At 47.6% G+C, this 17,802-nt stretch carries 16 protein-coding genes; 9 read left to right on the top strand and 7 right to left on the bottom strand.

Annotated elements, in window-relative coordinates; all coding sequences use genetic code 11:
• Window positions 1-38 precede the first annotated feature (38 nt).
• The gene (gene cax, locus AC2CGA_RS17650; protein ID WP_003155564.1) at window positions 39-1,094 is read right to left on the bottom strand and encodes a calcium/proton exchanger; all 1,056 of its coding nucleotides are present in this window, start codon (window positions 1,092-1,094) and stop codon (window positions 39-41) included.
• 158 nt (window positions 1,095-1,252) lie between these two features.
• Here cax and AC2CGA_RS17645 point away from each other — a divergent pair, with 158 nt between their 5' ends.
• On the top strand, window positions 1,253-2,431 hold the full coding sequence (locus AC2CGA_RS17645) for an MFS transporter (RefSeq protein WP_014304624.1): 1,179 nt from the start codon (window positions 1,253-1,255) through the stop codon (window positions 2,429-2,431).
• Between the two features lie 185 nt (window positions 2,432-2,616).
• On the opposite strand, the gene AC2CGA_RS17640 is transcribed toward AC2CGA_RS17645, so the two are convergent.
• The 3 genes from AC2CGA_RS17640 to AC2CGA_RS17630 are packed head-to-tail and all read right to left on the bottom strand — an operon-like array spanning window position 2,617 to window position 4,281.
• Window positions 2,617-3,456, bottom strand: a complete 840-nt coding sequence (locus AC2CGA_RS17640; protein WP_003155567.1) for a YihY family inner membrane protein — start codon at window positions 3,454-3,456, stop codon at window positions 2,617-2,619.
• Between the two features lie 11 nt (window positions 3,457-3,467).
• Window positions 3,468-3,794: a hypothetical protein gene (locus AC2CGA_RS17635; RefSeq protein ID WP_014304623.1), complete on the bottom strand. Its 327-nt coding sequence runs from the start codon at window positions 3,792-3,794 to the stop codon at window positions 3,468-3,470.
• A gap of 13 nt (window positions 3,795-3,807) precedes the next feature.
• Entirely contained in the window at window positions 3,808-4,281 is a 474-nt protein-coding gene (locus AC2CGA_RS17630; RefSeq protein WP_014304622.1) for a low molecular weight protein-tyrosine-phosphatase, read from the bottom strand.
• Between the two features lie 155 nt (window positions 4,282-4,436).
• Here AC2CGA_RS17630 and AC2CGA_RS17625 point away from each other — a divergent pair, with 155 nt between their 5' ends.
• The 5 genes from AC2CGA_RS17625 (at window position 4,437) to AC2CGA_RS17605 (ending at window position 9,085) form a co-directional block, all read left to right on the top strand.
• Entirely contained in the window at window positions 4,437-4,652 is a 216-nt protein-coding gene (locus AC2CGA_RS17625; RefSeq protein WP_003155571.1) for a DUF1128 domain-containing protein, read from the top strand.
• A 334-nt stretch (window positions 4,653-4,986) separates the two neighbouring features.
• Window positions 4,987-6,180: an MFS transporter gene (locus AC2CGA_RS17620; RefSeq protein ID WP_024085014.1), complete on the top strand. Its 1,194-nt coding sequence runs from the start codon at window positions 4,987-4,989 to the stop codon at window positions 6,178-6,180.
• 26 nt (window positions 6,181-6,206) lie between these two features.
• Complete coding sequence (gene aroD, locus AC2CGA_RS17615; RefSeq protein WP_060658279.1) at window positions 6,207-6,968, top strand: type I 3-dehydroquinate dehydratase; 762 nt, start codon at window positions 6,207-6,209, stop codon at window positions 6,966-6,968.
• A 64-nt stretch (window positions 6,969-7,032) separates the two neighbouring features.
• On the top strand, window positions 7,033-7,917 hold the full coding sequence (locus AC2CGA_RS17610) for a shikimate dehydrogenase (RefSeq protein ID WP_003155575.1): 885 nt from the start codon (window positions 7,033-7,035) through the stop codon (window positions 7,915-7,917).
• Window positions 7,918-8,053: 136 nt separating this feature from the next.
• Window positions 8,054-9,085 (top strand): LacI family DNA-binding transcriptional regulator, encoded by a 1,032-nt coding sequence (locus AC2CGA_RS17605; RefSeq protein WP_025854009.1) that lies wholly within the window; start codon window positions 8,054-8,056, stop codon window positions 9,083-9,085.
• Between the two features lie 20 nt (window positions 9,086-9,105).
• On the opposite strand, the gene AC2CGA_RS17600 is transcribed toward AC2CGA_RS17605, so the two are convergent.
• Entirely contained in the window at window positions 9,106-9,621 is a 516-nt protein-coding gene (locus AC2CGA_RS17600; RefSeq protein ID WP_003155578.1) for a type 1 glutamine amidotransferase domain-containing protein, read from the bottom strand.
• 220 nt (window positions 9,622-9,841) lie between these two features.
• Between AC2CGA_RS17600 and AC2CGA_RS17595 the strand changes: the two genes are divergently transcribed.
• From AC2CGA_RS17595 to AC2CGA_RS17585, 3 genes are all read left to right on the top strand, one after another.
• Window positions 9,842-14,137 carry a multifunctional 2',3'-cyclic-nucleotide 2'-phosphodiesterase/3'-nucleotidase/5'-nucleotidase gene (locus tag AC2CGA_RS17595; RefSeq protein WP_484480260.1) on the top strand — a complete coding sequence of 1,432 codons (4,296 nt, stop codon included), beginning with the start codon at window positions 9,842-9,844 and terminating at the stop codon, window positions 14,135-14,137.
• A 209-nt stretch (window positions 14,138-14,346) separates the two neighbouring features.
• Entirely contained in the window at window positions 14,347-15,486 is a 1,140-nt protein-coding gene (locus AC2CGA_RS17590) for a YibE/F family protein (protein WP_003155584.1), read from the top strand.
• A complete protein-coding gene (locus AC2CGA_RS17585; RefSeq protein WP_003155586.1) occupies window positions 15,483-16,244 on the top strand; it encodes a YibE/F family protein in 762 nt (253 codons plus the stop codon). Before AC2CGA_RS17590 ends, AC2CGA_RS17585 begins: the two co-directional genes overlap by 4 nt.
• A 35-nt stretch (window positions 16,245-16,279) precedes the next feature.
• Here the strand turns inward: AC2CGA_RS17585 and AC2CGA_RS17580 are convergent, their stop codons facing one another.
• Both AC2CGA_RS17580 and treR read right to left on the bottom strand, forming a co-directional pair.
• Entirely contained in the window at window positions 16,280-16,945 is a 666-nt protein-coding gene (locus tag AC2CGA_RS17580; RefSeq protein WP_003155588.1) for an NAD(P)H-dependent oxidoreductase, read from the bottom strand.
• Window positions 16,946-17,078: 133 nt separating this feature from the next.
• The gene (gene treR / locus AC2CGA_RS17575) at window positions 17,079-17,795 is read right to left on the bottom strand and encodes a trehalose operon repressor (RefSeq protein WP_139885639.1); all 717 of its coding nucleotides are present in this window, start codon (window positions 17,793-17,795) and stop codon (window positions 17,079-17,081) included.
• Window positions 17,796-17,802 lie beyond the last annotated feature (7 nt).

Raw genomic sequence — 17,802 nt, 5'->3', positions numbered from 1 at the left:
TTTCCTCCGCAATCGTTGTTATCCGCATTTTTTACAGGTTAAAGCAGGAAAAAACCGATCGCCATGATGACATAAGCGGCAAGGAGCGTAGCCCCTTCAAACCAGTTCGAATCGCCGTCATTTGAAATCATCGTCATCAAAAGGACGGATGATATCATCGCCACAAGCTCGGGCAATGTGAATACAAGCGGCATATTGACCGGAAAAAAGATAGAACAGATCACAAGAACCGGGGCTACAAACATGGCGATCTGCAAAGTCGAACCTACCGCGATTTCAACGGCGACATCCATCTTGTCTTTGTACGCCATAATAATCGCCGACGCATGCTCTGCGGCATTTCCGACAATTGCGACGATAATCACCCCGATAAACAGCTCGCTCCAGCCGAACTGTTCAGCCACCGCATGAAACGTATGGACAAGGTTTTCAGATATGTAGGCGACAATAATAGTTGAAATAAATAAGACGGCTGTCGCTCTTTTCCCCGACCACTCTGGCTGCTCCTCTTCTTCCTTTGCCTCCGGCTGATTCGGCTGATAAACACCGCGGTGAGTGACGAGCTTGAAATAAAGAGCTGCCACGTACAAAAGGATCATGATGATGCTGATGCCGACACTCAAATCAAGCTTGTTTTTTTCCCCCATATCCATGGAAAACACTTCGGGAATGACAAAAGCTACGATAATGGCAAAAATCAGCAGGCCTGAATTATGCCGGGCATCATGAATATTGAATTCCTGCCGCTTGTATTTCAAACCGCCGATAAAAAATGACAATCCCGCGACGAGCAAAAGATTGCCGAGCACCGAACCGGTCAGTGAAGCAAGCACGATGCCCGTCAGCCCTTCTTTTAAGGCGAAAATCGATATAATCAGCTCTACCGCATTGCCGAACGTGGCATTCAGCAGACCGCCGATCCGCGGTCCCGCGATAATGGCAAGAGATTCAGTCGCTCTCCCCATATAACTTGCAAGCGCAATAATCGTCAAGCAATAAATAATAAACAAAACCGCTGACGGCCAGTGCATCAGGCCGCCGATGACTGAAAGCGGCACTCCCGCCGCAGCCGTAAAGAAAAAAATCCGATTCATATCTGCCTGGCTCCTTTTTTCGAATAAGTCTTTTTATATCCTTCTCAAAAACTCCTTCAATTACACTTCCTCGGCAGCCCGAATTGGCATTTTCAGGTTGCCGGACGCGGCAAATCCGTGTACGATCAAGAAAGATACTGAAGAAGGAGAAATACGCGATGTCACGACTGTACTTCTTTATTTTGGTTCTGCTTGTTTCCATCTCCGGATTTTCCCAAGGCATGCTTCTGCCGGTGATCTCCGTCATTTTTGAAACGAACGGAGAATCCGCAGCCATAAACGGACTTCACGCAACCGGCCTTTATATCGGCGTGCTTCTGGCGTCGCCGTTTATGGAGGCCCCGCTGCGCAAGCTCGGATTCAAACCTCTGATGGTCATGGGCGGATTTCTTGTTATCATCAGCTTATTCAGTTTTATTTGGCTTCAATCCATATGGTTATGGTTTTTTCTTCGGCTGCTTATCGGAATCGGGGATCATATGCTGCATTTTTCAACCCAAACGTGGGTGACTTCCAAGTCAACGCCCCGAAACAGAGGAAGAAACATTTCGCTGTACGGACTGTCCTTCGGGCTTGGATTCGCTGTCGGCCCGTTCATGGTCCCTCTTGTGAAAACAAGTCCGTCCCTTCCGTTTATCGTATCCGGCTGTATCAGTCTTTGTGCCTGGCTGTTTGTGTTTGCCTTACGTAACGAGTACCCGGCGCAAGGTCCGGATGAAACATCCGGGGACAACAGCGCAAAACGGTTTTACCGCGCCCTTCTTTTCGGCTGGGTCGCTTTTCTCCCGGCTTTCGGGTACGGTTTTTTAGAAACGGCGCTGAACGGAAGCTTTCCCGTGTACGCCCTTCGTTTAGGCATATCCGTGGATGCCGTCGCGCTGATCTTGCCCGCTTTTGCCATCGGAAGTATTGTATTCCAGTTCCCTCTCGGTTTATTAAGCGATCGATTCGGGAGAAAACGTGTCCTGCTCGTCATCTTATTAACGGGTGCCCTTTGCTTTTTGACGGCCGGACTGTTTCCGTCGCCTTCTGTCATCGGCTGCTGCTTTTTCACGGCGGGGATGGCGGTCGGCAGTATGTTTTCCCTCGGCATCAGCTATATGAGCGACCTGCTGCCGTCCCATCTGCTGCCGGCGGGCAACCTGCTCTGCGGCATTTCCTTCAGTCTCGGAAGCATGATCGGCCCGGTGGCGGGCGGCTGGTATATGCAGCGGTTTGAAAGCGCCAACTTGTTTTACTTTATTACGGTGATTCTGGTCTGTATTTGGCTTGCGCTCGTCTTCGGGAAAACAAAGCACAGCCCCGCTTCCGAATCCCATTCCTTTCCGGCCACATAAAAAAGCCGCCTGATCTGAGCCAGGCGGCTTCTTTCTAGTGGTATCCGTTCTGCCCGTTGGCGCTTCCGCTTGTTTTATTCTTCGGGCCGTTTTTTGAGTTTTGTTTATTATGGCTTCCGCCTTTTTTCGTATGCTTGGTCATAGCCGATTCCCTCCGTTTTTCAGCTTGAACGTCATCCGTTCCTCTATAGCTTGCTCCCGCGGTACGGATTTTCATCAGGAAGCTTTTTACGTTTATGTAAAAGCGCGTTGATTTCTCCTCCTAAAATCAACAGGGTTCCCGTAAGGTAAAACCAGATCATCAGGACGATAATTCCCCCGATGCTCCCGTATGTGGCGCTGTAGTTGGCAAAGGTGCCGACGTAAAATGAGAACAGCATACTGACGATAATCCAGCCGGCTGCCGCGAATACAGCTCCCGGCAGGACAAAACGGAGGGAAAGCTTTTTATTCGGCGCGAATATGTAAAGCGCGGTAAACACGATTAAAAGGATAAGCGGACTGATACCCCAGCGGACAACCGACCACACCTGCAAAAACAGGTCCGAGGCGCCGATGAAATCCGCGGCCAGCATTCCGATTTCTCTGCCGAACACCGGCAGAAGCAGTGCGATTAAAATCGTAACCACCATCGCAATGGTTAAAAAAATTGAGGTCAGGCGAATGATGATAAATGAGCGGTTTTCCTCGACTTCGTAGGCATGGTTAAATGCTCTGACAATCGCGTTCATACCATTCGAAGCCGACCAGATGACGGCGATAATCCCGAATGACAAAAGCCCGCCGCTGCGCTTGTTCAGCGTTTGCTCCGTTATGGATTTCACCATGGACATGGCGCTGTCGGGCGCGTATTGATCGACCGCCCCGAGCACGTCTTCTGCCGATATGGGAAGATAGGCGGTGAGCGTCAGCATGAAAATCATCAACGGAAACAATGACAGCAGGAAAAAATACGCCAGCTCCGCCGATTTACTTTGTCCTTCATGCAGAGAAAACCTTGCAAACAGCTCCTTTATAAAACTCATGACATCCCACCTCAATGATCGTTTTTCGAAAAATGCTCCTTCGTTTCTTTTAACAGGTCAATGACCTGCGGCGTCGTCTGCTTCAGCTTGGTGATCTGCCCGTTTAAAAAACTCAGATCTTCCGATACGGTATTGGCAATGTTTTTCACTTGATCCAGTTTTGCGGAAGCCTGCTGCTTCAGGGCTTCAGGATGTTTTCGGTAAAATGCCGCACGCCGCCTGCACGCGTCCATGTTCCGGAAACATGCCTCTCTCGTCGGCTTATGTAATAAGGACAGTGCTCCGCCGGCGGCAGCGCCGATCAGAATCGCTTTTGCCATGATGCGTGTCTGCTTCATCGGTCAATCCCCCTTATAAATGATGGTCTTTCTTTATTGTCTCCAGCAAATGACGGCACCCGGACTCGACCAAAGCGTACACCTCGCTGAAATTTCCGGTATAATACGGATCGGGCACGTCGGCAAGGTCTGACTCCGGTACATAATCAAGCAGCCTTGCAATACGCGGCGCCGCTTTTTTATAACCGGCCATGCTGCGCAGATGTCCGATATTTTCTGCATCCATCGCAATGACGTAATCAAAATCGGTCAGATCAGACTCACGGACCTGCCTCGCCGTGATGCCGCTTGCGCTGATCCCTTTCTCCTTCAGGATCTCCTTTGTCCCTTCATGCGGCGGATTTCCCGCATGCCAGGCGCCGATTCCCGCTGAATCAATGTTAATCTGCCCGTTCAGCCCGTTTTTCTTCACCATATCAGAAAATACCGCCTCTGCCATAGGCGACCGGCAAATATTTCCCAGACAGACAAACAGCACATGTATCATATCGATAACCTCCCTATTCTTTCCCCGCATTTTGAGGATCAAAAACCTTATCAACATCTTAGCAATTTTTCTGCGGCTGTGGAAATAAGCTTTTATTCTAAATGAATTCTGTTAGAATAAAGGGTACGAAAACGGTCATGAAAGGATGCATGAATTTGCCGAGCCAACAAACAGAAACGTTAAACAAAATGATTGAAGACATTTCGCAAAAGCTCAACATGCTCAATGTCGGCGTCATCAGAGCGGAAGATTTCAGTGATGAAAAAATAGAAGATCTTACATACCTTCATCAAATGGTCATGAAAAAAGCATCATTCAGCCCGAGTGAAATGCAGGCCATTGCCGAGGAGCTCGCCTCTCTCAGGAAATAAACCCATGTCAGACCTGCCGAAAAACGGCGGGTCTTTTTTGGTTTAAAAAAGTAAAAAATAAAAGTTCATCGGTTTGACACATATAAAAAGAAGGAGTATAGTAACTGTGAACTTGGTAGAACGATATACTAAATGAGCGGGCCGCTTATCTTTTTTTGTTTAGTAGAACGATATACTCATTGTGATATCAGCGATATTCAAGTTTGTCTATGCAACCGTTGTTTCAAACAGTTTTCAAAGAAAGGCAGTGGTTCAATAAAGGGGAATGGTGCTGTGCTTTTATCAATTAAAAAAATAATTTAATTCTTTATTAACCGCATTAGGGGATGTCATCATGAAAAACATATACACCAAAATGGCAGCGGGTCTTTATATTAACTATTTCCTGCTGGGCATGATCAATATTATTATCGCATCCAATATGGAGGCATTATCAAAACAGCTTCATACTTCCGCAGCCGGTGTCAGCTATTTGGTCTCCGCCATCGGGATCGGGAAGCTGATTTCGCTTCTGTTTGCCGGGAAGCTTTCGGATACATTCGGGAGACGGCCGTTTATCGTGTCGGGCGCCTTTCTGTATCTGATTTTCCTAATCGGGATTCCGCTTTCGACAAACTATACGGCCGCGTTTATCTTCGCCATTTTCGCCGGGATCGCCAATTCCTTTTTGGATTCCGGGACATATCCGGCGCTTATTGAAGGATTTCCGAAAAACGCAAGCTCTGCAACCGTGTTAATCAAAGCATTTGTATCAATCGGCGCGACGGTGCTTCCGTTTTTTATCGCGTTTATTGCGGACAGGCATTTGTTTTACGGCTGGACGTTTTTCGTACCGGGCATTATTTTCTTCCTGAACGGCTTTTTTCTGTTGAAAGTTCCGTTTCCGAATCATAAGCAAAAAGAAGACGGCGGCCGGACGGAAGCCTCTCCGTCTGATGACGCGTTCACATCACAGCCGTCGATATGGCGCGAAGGCGTTGCGATCATTCTGTTAGGCTTTTCATCAACGGCGCTGTTTATGCTCGTTCAAGTATGGCTTCCTAAGTTCGGGCAATCCGTTTTGGGCATGCCTGAGGTGCAGGCCGTCAAATTGTTGAGCTATTACAGCATCGGGGCGCTTGTGTCCGTGTTATTGCTGGCTGTGCTGTTAAACAGAGTGATTCAGCCGATTACGGTTATGGTGCTGTACCCTGTGATCGCGGCAATCGCGCTGCTTGCTCTGATTTTTATTCAGCAGCCGGCCGTATCGGTCATCAGCTCCTTTGTCATCGGACTTTCAACTGCGGGCATTCTGCAATTGGCGATGACGGTTATGGCTGTTTTATTCCCTAAAAATAAAGGTACAATCACATCTTTTGTTAATATAGCATCAAGCTTATCTTTTATTGTCATTCCGCTTGTAACGGGAGCGATATCCAAAGCCGCCGGCCTGACGCCTGTTTTTCTGCTTGATATCGGAATTGCGGCCGTCAGCGCCCTTCTCGCATTGTTTATCGGAATCCGCTTTAAGCAAGTGATGAAAGCCTGACTATTTTTTAAGGGAGAGGATTTATCATGCATTCTATCACGATCAGAAACACGGTCATCGGCGAAGGGCTTCCGAAGATCATTGTGCCGCTGATGGCGGCCGGAGAGAAAGAACTGCTCAAAGAAATTGAAGCCGTCAACGGGCTTCGCCCGGATATCATTGAGTGGCGGGCGGATGTATACGAGCATGTTGACAGCCTGGACGCCGTAAAAGGCATGCTTGAAAAGCTGCGGAAAGCCGCAGGCGCAACACCGCTGCTTTTCACATTCAGAACCCATAAAGAAGGCGGAAATAAAGTTATTGATGACCGCTTTTACATTGAATTGCTTAAAACCGCCATCGAAACAAAACACATTGACCTTGCAGACGTTGAGCTGTTTACGGGAGAAGCGGAAGTCAAATCAATTGTGAAAACCGCTGAAGACAACGGCGTATATGTCGTCATGTCCAATCATGATTTTCATCAGACACCGAAAAAAGAAGAAATCATTTCCCGGCTGCGGAACATGCAGGCGTACGGCGCGCACATTCCGAAAATCGCGGTGATGCCGCAAAGCACGGAAGATGTTTTCGTCTTATTGGATGCCACTCACACGATGAAAACACAATACGCGGACCGGCCGATCATCACGATGTCAATGGCGGGAACAGGCCTGATCAGCCGCCTGGCCGGCGAAGTCTTCGGCTCAGCGTGCACGTTCGGCGCGGGCAAAGAAGCATCAGCGCCCGGGCAGATTCCCGTTGAGGAATTGCGCAGCGTACTCAGCATTTTAAATAAACATATGTAATCAGCGTTTTTTGCCCTCAAAGCGGGTTGAAAAACAAATGAATGGACTAACGGAGGAATACATCATGAAGAAAGAATTAGGACGGATTAACGGAAAAACTCAGCTTATCGGATTATTCGCGACACCGATCGGACACTCTTTATCTCCGGCGATGCACAACCTGGCGTTTAAAAAATTAGGATTGAACTACGCTTACCTCGCGTTTGAAGTCGGCAATGAACAGCTGGAAGATGTGGTAACGGGAATGCGTGCCTTAAATGTCAGAGGCTTCAATGTCTCGATGCCGAACAAGATGAACATTCTCCCTTATCTCGATGAACTCGCGGATTCAGCGAAATTCACCGGCGCGGTAAATACAGTCGTTAATGAAAACGGCAGACTGATCGGACACTCCACTGACGGTATGGGATACGTCCGCAACTTAAAAGAACACGGCATCGATATCACAGGGAAAAAAATGACGCTGGTCGGTTCCGGCGGGGCCGCCACTCCGATAGCGATTCAATCCGCATTGGAAGGCCTCGGAGAAATCTCTATTTTCGCCCGCAATGACGCGTTTTTCGAAAAAGCGGAAGAAAATGTCCGCATCATCAATGAAGAAATGAAGGGATCTTCTTGTAAAGCGAAAGTCTTCCCGCTCGAAGATCAAGATGCGCTGCGTGCTGAAATCGCTTCAAGCGATATTTTCACAAACGGAACAGGTGTCGGCATGAAACCGCTTGAAGGCTTAAGCGTTATTGAAGATACATCCATGCTCCGTCCGGATTTGATTGTGACAGACGTCGTTTACAACCCCGTTACGTCGAAATTGCTTGAACAAGCTCAAGCGGCCGGCTGCAACACCATTAACGGTCTCGGCATGATGCTTTGGCAGGGCGCCATGGCGTTTGAATATTGGACAGGCCGTGAAATGCCGGTTCAGTATATTAAAGAGCAAATGTTTGAATAACCTATTGTGACAGAAGCGCCGAAGGACAATCCGTCTTCCGGCGCTTTATCTTTTTCTCCCTCCTCTCTCTTTCTTCTCATGCGCTAAAACGCTTATAATGGATGTAACGAATAAAACCAAGTGAGGAATGCGACGTATGAAACAGCAAAAAAAACGCCGGGTGACATTGCAGCAGGTCGCCGAACATGCCGGCGTCTCAACATCCACCGCTTCATTAATTGTCCGCAATAATCCCCGAATTTCAGAAGCGACCCGTGAGAAAGTGCTGCAATCCATGCGGGAGCTGGGGTACGTATATGATCGGGTCGCCGCGAATTTACGATCACAGACGTCCACAACGGTAGGATTGATTATCACTGACATTTCCAATACGTTTTTCTCAGAGTTTCTGATCGGCGTTCAGAATACGCTTGAGGAAGTCGGATTAACGGTGCTGTTAGGCACGACATTTGATTCCGTCGCCAAGCAGGAGCAGCTGATCTCGACCATGCTGGAGCACAGGGTCGGCGGATTGATTTTGTGTCCGGTTTCAGGGACGGCTGAGGAAACCCTTTCCCGCCTTGAGCAGCTTGACATTCCGGTCGTGCTCGCCGTCAGGGAGATTGCCGATGCCAACTGTGATTTTGTCGGAGCCGATTATGAGGAAGGCACCTATAAGGCAGTGCGTCATTTCATTGAGAAAGGCCATCAGGAGATTGCGTTTCTGGGCGGCGTGAAGCACTCATCAACATGGACGAAGCGTATGAAAGGGTTTAAAAAAGCGCTCCGTGAAGCGGATCTGGAAGTGAAAAATGAATATGTCATTGACAGCGCGCCGACCCGCGAAGCAGGCTGTGACGCCGTGACGGAGCTCCTCCGCCGGTCTGAGCGCCCGACCGCGATTTTCTGCTTCAGTGATTTGGTCGCGTTCGGCGTCATGCAAGGGATCAGAAAAGCCGGGCTCGTTCCGGGCGAAGATATTGACATTGTCGGCTTTGATAACGTGCCGGAAGCTGAAATTTCTTATCCTCCGCTTACAACCGTTTCTTCCTTTCCGCGGCAGTCGGGAAAAGAAGCGGCTCAATTGCTGCATCATAAAATCACCAATTCCCAGCACAAAAAACAACGCATTATTCTGGCGCCTGAGCTGGTCATCCGGGAATCTTCACAAAAAAAGCGGAACGCCTGATACGGCGCTCCGCTTTTATATTACGCAAGCAGTTTTAATGATTCGCGGTTGAATGCCGGAATGTCATCCGGTGTGCGGCTTGTGACCAGCTGGTTCTGGCAGACGACGACTTCTTCATCCACCACATTCGCGCCCGCGTTTTCCATATCGATTCGGATTGAAGTAAATCCTGTCGCTTTGCGCCCGTCCAATGCTTTCGCGTTGATGAGAAGCTGAGGGCCGTGGCAGATGGCGAACACCGGTTTTTTATCATCCATAAACGCTTTGGCAAATTGGACGAAACGGTCATCCGCACGCAGCATGTCAGGAGAGAATCCGCCCGGTATCAGCAATGCGTCAAAGTCTTTCGGATTCACATCATCGATGGACGCGTCCACTTTCACTTCCGCTTCCCCTTGTTTTCCTTTGACTGTTTTTCCTTTTTCCTGTTCAATTACGGTTAATTCATGACCCGCATCTTTAAAAGCTTTCGCAGGTTCAGTATACTCGACATCCTCAAAGTAATCCGTTAATACAACTGCAATTTTTTTACCCATAGTTACTACCTCCTGCTTGATGAAGTCTACATAAATCCATGTACCCCAGCCACACTAACATCAAACATAGGTAACGCGTTTACCGCCCGCCTGTTTTACATAGGTCATTATCCTCATTTTTTATCTTTTCACAAGAATCATCATGAAATCTATATAAACTTTCACAAAATATTCTTACAATGGTACTGCATGACAAAATTTGTTGAAAGGTGGAGAACAGGTGAGAATACAGAAAAGACGATGCAGCGTCAATATGACACTCCGTATTCTGCTGCCCCTAGTTATGATACTTAGTCTGATCCTCCCAACATCACCCATTAAAGCAGAAGAAAACAAATCCTCCAGTGTGAATCTCAGCATTTTAGCCACAACTGACGTTCACGCTAACATGATGGACTACGATTACTACAGCGACAAACCGACAACGGAATTCGGGCTGGCCCGAACGGCTCAGCTTATTGAGAAGCACAGGCGCGAAAACCCGAATACGCTGCTTGTCGATAACGGAGACCTGATTCAGGGGAATCCCCTCGGAGAATACGCCGTAAAATATGAGAAAAATGATATCATTTCAGGCGCAAAGACCCATCCGATCATTGAAGTGATGAACAGTCTGCATTATGACGCAGGAACACTCGGCAATCATGAATTTAATTACGGGCTTGAATTCCTGGACGGGACAATCAAAGGCGCTGATTATCCGATCGTTAACGCCAATGTGAAAACAGTAAGCGGCGAAAACCGTTATACGCCTTATGTCATAAAAGACAAAACCGTCACGGATGAAAACGGCGGCAAGCATCAGCTAAAAGTCGGCTATATCGGCTTTGTTCCTCCCCAGATCATGACGTGGGATAAGAAAAATCTCGAAGGCCGCGTTCAGGTCGAGGACATTGTGGAATCCGCAAAGAAAACCGTTCCGAAAATGAAAGCTGAAGGAGCCGATATCGTCATCGCCCTCGCCCACAGCGGTATCGAAAAAAAAGCGCAGTCTTCCGGAGCGGAAAACGCCGTTTTTGACCTGGCAACGAAAGTCAGCGGAATTGACGCGATCGTATCCGGCCATCAGCACGGGCTTTTCCCTGATGCCGAATACAAAGGCGCTGCTCAATTCGACGTCGATAAAGGCACGATTAACGGCATCCCCGTTGTTATGTCAAGCAGCTGGGGCAAATATGCGGGCGTCATCGACCTCCGGCTTGAAAAAACAGACAGCGCGTGGCATGTGGAAGATGCAAAAGGCAGCATCAAGCCGATTGCCGGCAATGTGACTTCGGAAAACGAAACCGTCGTCAATACCGTCAAAAAAGCGCACGAAGGCACTTTGAAATACATCAGAGAACCCGTCGGCCAGACAAAAGCCGATATCAACAGTTTTTTCGCCCAAGTCAAAGATGATCCGTCCATTCAAATCGTGACGGATGCGCAAAAATGGTACGCCGAAAATAAGATGAAAGATACGGAATATAAAGATCTGCCCATCCTCTCGGCGGGCGCTCCGTTTAAAGCCGGCGGGCGGAACGGTTCAAACTACTATACAAACATTTCCGCAGGTGACCTCGCCATCAAAAACATCGGCGATTTGTACCTGTATGACAACACGGTTCAGATCGTCAAGCTGAACGGAAGCGAAGTGAAAGACTGGCTCGAAATGTCCGCGGGGCAATTTAATCAGATCGATCAGGCAAAAGGCGGCAGCCAAGCGCTTTTAAATGACGCCTACCGCTCATACAATTTTGATGTCATTGACGGTGTCACCTATCAGGTCGATGTCACAAAACCGGCGAAATACAACGAAAACGGAACAGTCATTCATCCCGATGCAAGCCGGATCGTCAACCTTTCTTATCAAGGAAAGCCCGTCAGCGCCAAGCAGGAATTTCTGATCGTCACAAATAATTACCGCGCTTCAGGCGGCGGAGGATTCCCTCACTTAAGCAATGACAAAATCGTATACTCTTCTGCCGATGAGAACAGGCAGGTCTTAATGGATTACATCATCCAGCAGAAAACGATTAATCCGCAGGCTGATCATAACTGGTCCATTCTTCCGGTCAAAGGGACAAACCTGACATTTGAATCTTCCTTGGCCGCAAAGCCGTTTGCCGACCGCGCAGATGACGTCGCCTATATCGGTGAATCACAAAACGCGGGCTACGGACAGTACAAGCTCCAATTCAAAGATGATGAACCGGGCACAGATCCGCCGAAAGATGACGCATGGAAACTCACCGTTATGCATACAAACGACACGCACGCCCACCTTGATAACGCGGCGAGGCGGATGACGAAAATCAAAGAAATCAGAAGCAAAACCGACCGCAGTATTTTGCTGGATGCGGGAGACGTTTTCTCAGGCGATCTCTATTTCACAAAGTGGCAGGGGCTGGCTGATTTAAAATTGATGAACAGCATGGGCTACGACGCAATGACCTTCGGAAATCATGAGTTTGATAAAGGTCCGGATGCTCTCGCCAGCTTCCTGAGCGGTAACGGGAGCGCGTCTGACCCATCCGGGAAATACAATTTTCAAGCGCCTGACTTTCCGCTCGTCAGCTCAAATGTCGATGTGTCCAAAGAGTCAAAACTCAGACCATTCATGAAAAAAGCAGACACATTTACGGCAGGCAAAAAGAAAAAAGCAGGCATCTATCCATATATTCTGCTTGATGTAAACGGAGAAAAAGTCGCCGTATTCGGCTTGACGACAGAAGATACGTCCGTCACATCAAGCCCGGGAAAAAGCATTGTCTTTCATGATGCCTTCCAATCCGCACAAGATACGGTAAAAGAAATACAGAATAAGGAACATGTCAATAAAATTATCGCCCTGACCCATATCGGGCATCAGCGTGATCTCGATCTTGCCAAAAAAGTAAAAGGCATTGACTTAATCGTCGGCGGACATACGCATACGCTTGTAGATAAAATGGAAATTGTCAAAAACGAAGAGCCGACCATCGTCGCCCAGGCAAAAGAATACGGCGAATATTTAGGCCGTGTCGATGTCGCATTTGACAAAAACGGCGTCGTCCTGCCGGAACAATCCTCTCTTCAAGCGCTGCCGGTGAATGAGCAGACGAAAGAAGACCCGGATCTGAAAAAAGAGCTTGATCCGTTTAAAAAAGAGCTCGTCTCAGTTAAAAATGAAAAAGTCGGTTCAACGAAGGTCGCACTTGACGGCCGGCGCGAGCATGTCCGCTCCAAAGAAACCAATCTCGGAAACTTCATCGCGGACGGCATGCTGCAAAAAGCGAAGGAAGCGGCCGGCGCCCAAATCGCGATCACAAACGGGGGCGGCATCCGCGCGGGCATTGATAAAGGAGACATCACACTCGGCGACGTGCTGAATGTAATGCCGTTCGGCAACACGCTTTACGTCGCGGATTTAACCGGAAAACAGATCAAACAAGCCCTGGAACAAGGATTAAGCGGAATTGAGGCTCAAGGCGGCGCCTTCCCTCAAGTTGCCGGTTTAACATACACGTTTACACTGAATAAAAAGCCGGGACACCGTGTTCTTCAAGCTTCGGCCGTACAGGATGACGGCAGTGTAAAGCCGATTTCTGATAAGAAGACATACAGAGTCGCCACCAGTAACTTTGTCGGTGAAGGCGGAGACGGATATTCCGTCTTTAACGAAGCGTCCCATAAAGAAGACCTTGGCTTTGCCGACTATGAGGTCTTCGTTGAGCAGCTTGAAAAAGCGGGAAAAGCGGTGGAACCGAAAGTTGACGGCCGCGCGCAGGAAGTGTACCTGCCGACAAAACAAAAAAACGGTTCGTGGACGCTTGAAGATGACAGCGCATTTGCCGTCTATGCCAAAAACGCCAACACGCCGATCGTGTATTACGATAAGAATGACGGCGCCAAAAAGCCGATTGATCTCAGCGTGACCAAAAAACAAATCGGCCTGTTAAAGGACAGAACATCGGATTCTTCCCTTACGATCCTGCATGACAAGTTCAGCATGAAAATGCCTATGGCAAACGCCGCTTCAGCTGATACACGATTCGGCGTGGCGCCGAAAGGAAAAGTTAGCGGGGCGGCGCTTTCAAATGTATACGACTTTACAATGAAGCAGAAAAACAAAGACATCAAAACATTCAAAGCGCCGGTAAAGCTCACCCTGCGCATTGAGAATATGAAAAAGGCGAAACAGCCCGGTATTTATCATGTAGACCGGAAAAAGAACGTCTATACAAAAACAGACAACGGTTCGGTTTCACACGATCTCGTCACGGGCTATACAAATCATTTCAGTGAATACACCATATTAAACGCAAACACGAAGAGCGCGCCGCCGACAAGCGGAGATCATGGCTCCGGAAAGCAGCCAAGCGGACAAAAACCGTCATCCGGCCCTGCGCAGGACGGAGTATCGCCGGGCGGCCTGCTTCCTGATACAGCCACAACGATGTATTCCATCCTTCTTGCCGGGTTACTCATCAGCGCGCTCGGAACGGCACTGTATCTGTACCAAAGAAGAAAAGCAAAAAAAGTGAACGAAGCATAAAAAGACCGCTTTTATCGGGCGGTTCATCCCAAGAGCTCTCCTGATCTGATATCAGGAGAGCTTTTTCTGCCGGTCCCCCTCTGAGTCGACAGCCGTACGGCCGAGTGATAAAATATGAACGTTATTCGCGAAAGACTGCATCCGCATCGTTTAACACTTCACGGCGGGGCCTCTTTTTTACACGGCGCCGCCTGTTTGGAGGACTTTTTTTGAAGATTACAGGAAACAAACGAATCCGCATGTCTTACAAGAAAAAGCTGTTTTACGTGATAACAGCGCTTTGTTTTATCAGCTCGATCATTTTTGTCACTCACAACGCTTCTTTTTATGAGCGGCCGATTGCCAGAGTGACGAAAACAACATTGGAACACCAGTCTGACGTACAGGACATGCATAAAAACAAAGATAAGATTTTCAATCAGACGATCACTGCCAGACTTGAAAACGGCAGTCAGAAAGGGCAGCTCATTCATTTGTCCAATCAGTATTCTTTATCCGGAGCGAATGATCAGAAATATTCGATTGGCGATGAAGTATTCGTTTCTATTGATAAAGGGAAACCATCAAACAAAGATATATCGGGAAGCATTATAGATAAAAAACGGGATAAACAGCTTTTGCTGATCGCTTGGGTTTTCATCTTCACCTTGCTTATCGTCGGAAAAAAACAAGGCTTCTTTTCGATCGTCAGCCTGATGTTTAACGCCGTTTTACTGTCGTTTGCATTAGATTTGTACAGGAAGCATCCTAATATAGGGTTAATTTTTATCTGCGGTATCTGTATTCTCATCTTTACGGTCATATCATTGCTGCTTGTCAGCGGTTTTCACGCGAAAACATACGCCGCCATAGCCGCGACGCTCGCAGGCACTTTCGTTTCCCTGCTGATTACGTATCTGGTGATGCTGGCAACCGGAGAGAAAGGTCTCAGATATGAGGAAATGCAGTATTTAACCCGCCCTTATCACACGGTGTTTATGGCCGGGGTATTTATCGGATCACTGGGAGCGGTCATGGATGTAGCCATTACCATGACGTCATCTGTCTTCGGATTATATGAAGAAAACAAGGGTATCTCATTACAAGCTCTCAGACGTTCCGGGATGGAGATCGGAAAAGACATCATGGGAGCGATGACCAATATTCTGTTTTTTGCTTATATAAGCGGCTCTATTCCGATGATGCTTTTGTATTTGAAAAATGATTCCCCGATAGGATTCACTCTTTCTATGAACATTTCCTTGGAAATAGCCAGAGCATTGGCCGGGGGGATCGGAATTGTATTAACCATACCCGCCAGTCTGTATGCTTCTGTCTTTTTTATTAAACGAAAGAAGGCAAGCTCATGAATGTCATCGTAATTCTCGCGGCGATTTTATTTCTATTAATGGTCATTATCGGCGGAAAAAAAGGAGCGAGGTCTTTTATTGCGTTATTCTTAAATTTCGGGGTTCTCTTTCTCACCATTATTTTCATGACAGATCCGCATATCAATCCGATTGTTTTAACATTGCTCTCTTCCGCCGTGATTTGCAGCATTACTCTTTTTTATATTAATGGAGGAAACGTCAAAACCGTAACCGCCTTTATTTCTGCGATGCTGACCATTGCATTGCTGCTGTTTTTTATTATGTCCGTAACAAAACATACTTCGATTCAGGGATTCGGTGAAGAAGAATTGGGGGATATCGGCATATTCACACTGTTTGTCGGGGTGGATTTTGTGAAGGTTACCGCAGCTATGATCATCATGGGCACGATTGGGGCGATTACTGATGTCGCGATTTCCATTACTTCACCCATGCGGGAGATTTACAGTCATAATCCGTCCATGAGCAGAAAAGAACTGTACACATTCGGATTAAGCATCGGGAGAGATATTTTAGGAACGAATACGAATACGTTATTCTTTGCTTTTTTCGGCAGCTATTTGGCTTTAATTATCTGGTTTAAAGACTTATCATACTCAGCTGAAAAAATAGTGAACTCAAAAGTATTCAGTGCGGAAGCCGTCACCATTCTTTGCGCCGGAATCGGGATCGGCATCATCATTCCCGTTACGTCCTGGATCACCGCCTGTTTTTTAGCAAAACCAAATAAACATTAAAAGCTGCCGGGACACGCCCGGCAGCTTTTTTTATCTTATACCCACTTTACAACGTCTTTTGAGGCAGATCTTGTTTTCGGGCGCGGTTCTCTGACACGGTAGCCGAATGCGGCCATGACAGAGATGTCGAAACTTCCGTTTTCCAGAAGCCCTTCTTCTTCAAGAATCCGGTGGATCTCTTTGTAGTTGAAGCCTTCAACAGGGCAGGAATCGATGCCGATCTGCGCAGCGGCTGTCATCATATTGCCGAGGGCGATGTAAGTCTGTTTGGATGCCCAGTCAAACAGCGCGCGATCTGATTCAAGCAGATTGAAATCATTTTTCTGGAAGTCTTCCGTTTTGCTGATATAGCCTTCATACATATCTTCCGGCATTTTTTTGACTTCCCGCAAGTGGTTTTTGACATAGTCGGCGTCAAAACGGATATCCTTTGCCGTCCGGGCAAGCAGAAGTACGAAATGGCTTGCGGTCGGCAGCTGCTTTTGCGCCCCCCATGTGAACTCGCGGAGTTTTTCACGAAGCTCCGGATTTTGAACGACGACAAATTTCCAAGGCTCCAAACCGAGTGAGCTTGGGGATAATCTTCCCGTTTCTAAAATGAATTCAAAATCGCTTTCTGAAATTTTTTTCTCAGGATCAAATTCCTTTGTAGCGTGTCTGAATTGATACGCTTCGATGATCTGCTGTTTTTTATCTGACATTCATGATCTCTCCTTTTTATCTCGTTATGTACTATTGTAGCCATTATTTTTGAAAGTACCAGTACGCACATTTTTGTTGGATAGTATTCATTTTGATACTGACAAAAAAACGGGCTGCCGCGGCAGTCCGTTTTTATTTTTCTCTTCTCGCAAAGTCGACGAAACGGAATTTATCGAGCCTGTGCCGGCTTTCCGTGTACTGAAAGAGGCTGGTATCCTCCAAAAAGACGCGGTTTTTCACGACCGCCATATGGCTGAACCCGCCGAGATCCAAATACTTCCAGTCTTCCTCCCCCGCCGGCTCCACGACAATTTCCTTTTGCGCGTAGCTGATGGACAGGCTGAGCTCTCCTTCGAGATACTCATAGATCGAATCTTCACAAATCGCCTTCGTTAATAGAGGCACATGTTTTTTCACAAAGTAATCCTTGTCCAAAATAATATGTTCTCCGTCAATCCGTCTTGATCTGACGACTTCCCACACCTTTTCATCCGCTTCTGTACCAAGCTCTTTTGCGGCTTCCGAGGGAGGCAGGATCAGCCCGAGACGGTGAACCTCCGTTCTCGTCTCTTTTCCGAGCGTTTCCGAAAGCTCTTTGAAGCTGATCAGGCCTGAGACGGGAAAGCGCATTTTTTCTCTGTCTAATATGACGGAGCCTTTGCCTTTGATTTTCTGGATGTAGCCGTTTTGCGCCAGCATATTGAGCGCTTTACGGACGGTTTCTCGTGATGTGCCGTATTGATCGCATAAATCATTTTCAGACGGAAGAACGTCTTCAGCCTTCCGCTGGCCGCTTTCAATCTGCCGCACCATATCTTTATAGATTGTGATATATTTATTCACTTTCATTCATGAC

The organism is Bacillus sp. SYZHCR11 (assembly GCF_057196865.1).
This window is presented reverse-complemented; position numbering and strand designations above follow the sequence as displayed.

Bases quoted from the DNA above. Each gene is read 5' to 3' on its own strand.
- cax (WP_003155564.1), bottom strand. From the start codon at position 1,094: ATGAATCGGATTTTTTTCTTTACGGCTGCGGCGGGAGTGCCGCTTTCA.
- AC2CGA_RS17645 (WP_014304624.1), top strand. From the start codon at position 1,253: ATGTCACGACTGTACTTCTTTATTTTGGTTCTGCTTGTTTCCATCTCC.
- AC2CGA_RS17640 (WP_003155567.1), bottom strand. From the start codon at position 3,456: ATGAGTTTTATAAAGGAGCTGTTTGCAAGGTTTTCTCTGCATGAAGGA.
- AC2CGA_RS17635 (WP_014304623.1), bottom strand. From the start codon at position 3,794: ATGAAGCAGACACGCATCATGGCAAAAGCGATTCTGATCGGCGCTGCC.
- AC2CGA_RS17630 (WP_014304622.1), bottom strand. From the start codon at position 4,281: ATGATACATGTGCTGTTTGTCTGTCTGGGAAATATTTGCCGGTCGCCT.
- AC2CGA_RS17620 (WP_024085014.1), top strand. From the start codon at position 4,987: ATGAAAAACATATACACCAAAATGGCAGCGGGTCTTTATATTAACTAT.
- aroD (WP_060658279.1), top strand. From the start codon at position 6,207: ATGCATTCTATCACGATCAGAAACACGGTCATCGGCGAAGGGCTTCCG.
- AC2CGA_RS17610 (WP_003155575.1), top strand. From the start codon at position 7,033: ATGAAGAAAGAATTAGGACGGATTAACGGAAAAACTCAGCTTATCGGA.
- AC2CGA_RS17605 (WP_025854009.1), top strand. From the start codon at position 8,054: ATGAAACAGCAAAAAAAACGCCGGGTGACATTGCAGCAGGTCGCCGAA.
- AC2CGA_RS17600 (WP_003155578.1), bottom strand. From the start codon at position 9,621: ATGGGTAAAAAAATTGCAGTTGTATTAACGGATTACTTTGAGGATGTC.
- AC2CGA_RS17585 (WP_003155586.1), top strand. From the start codon at position 15,483: ATGAATGTCATCGTAATTCTCGCGGCGATTTTATTTCTATTAATGGTC.
- AC2CGA_RS17580 (WP_003155588.1), bottom strand. From the start codon at position 16,945: ATGTCAGATAAAAAACAGCAGATCATCGAAGCGTATCAATTCAGACAC.
- treR (WP_139885639.1), bottom strand. From the start codon at position 17,795: ATGAAAGTGAATAAATATATCACAATCTATAAAGATATGGTGCGGCAG.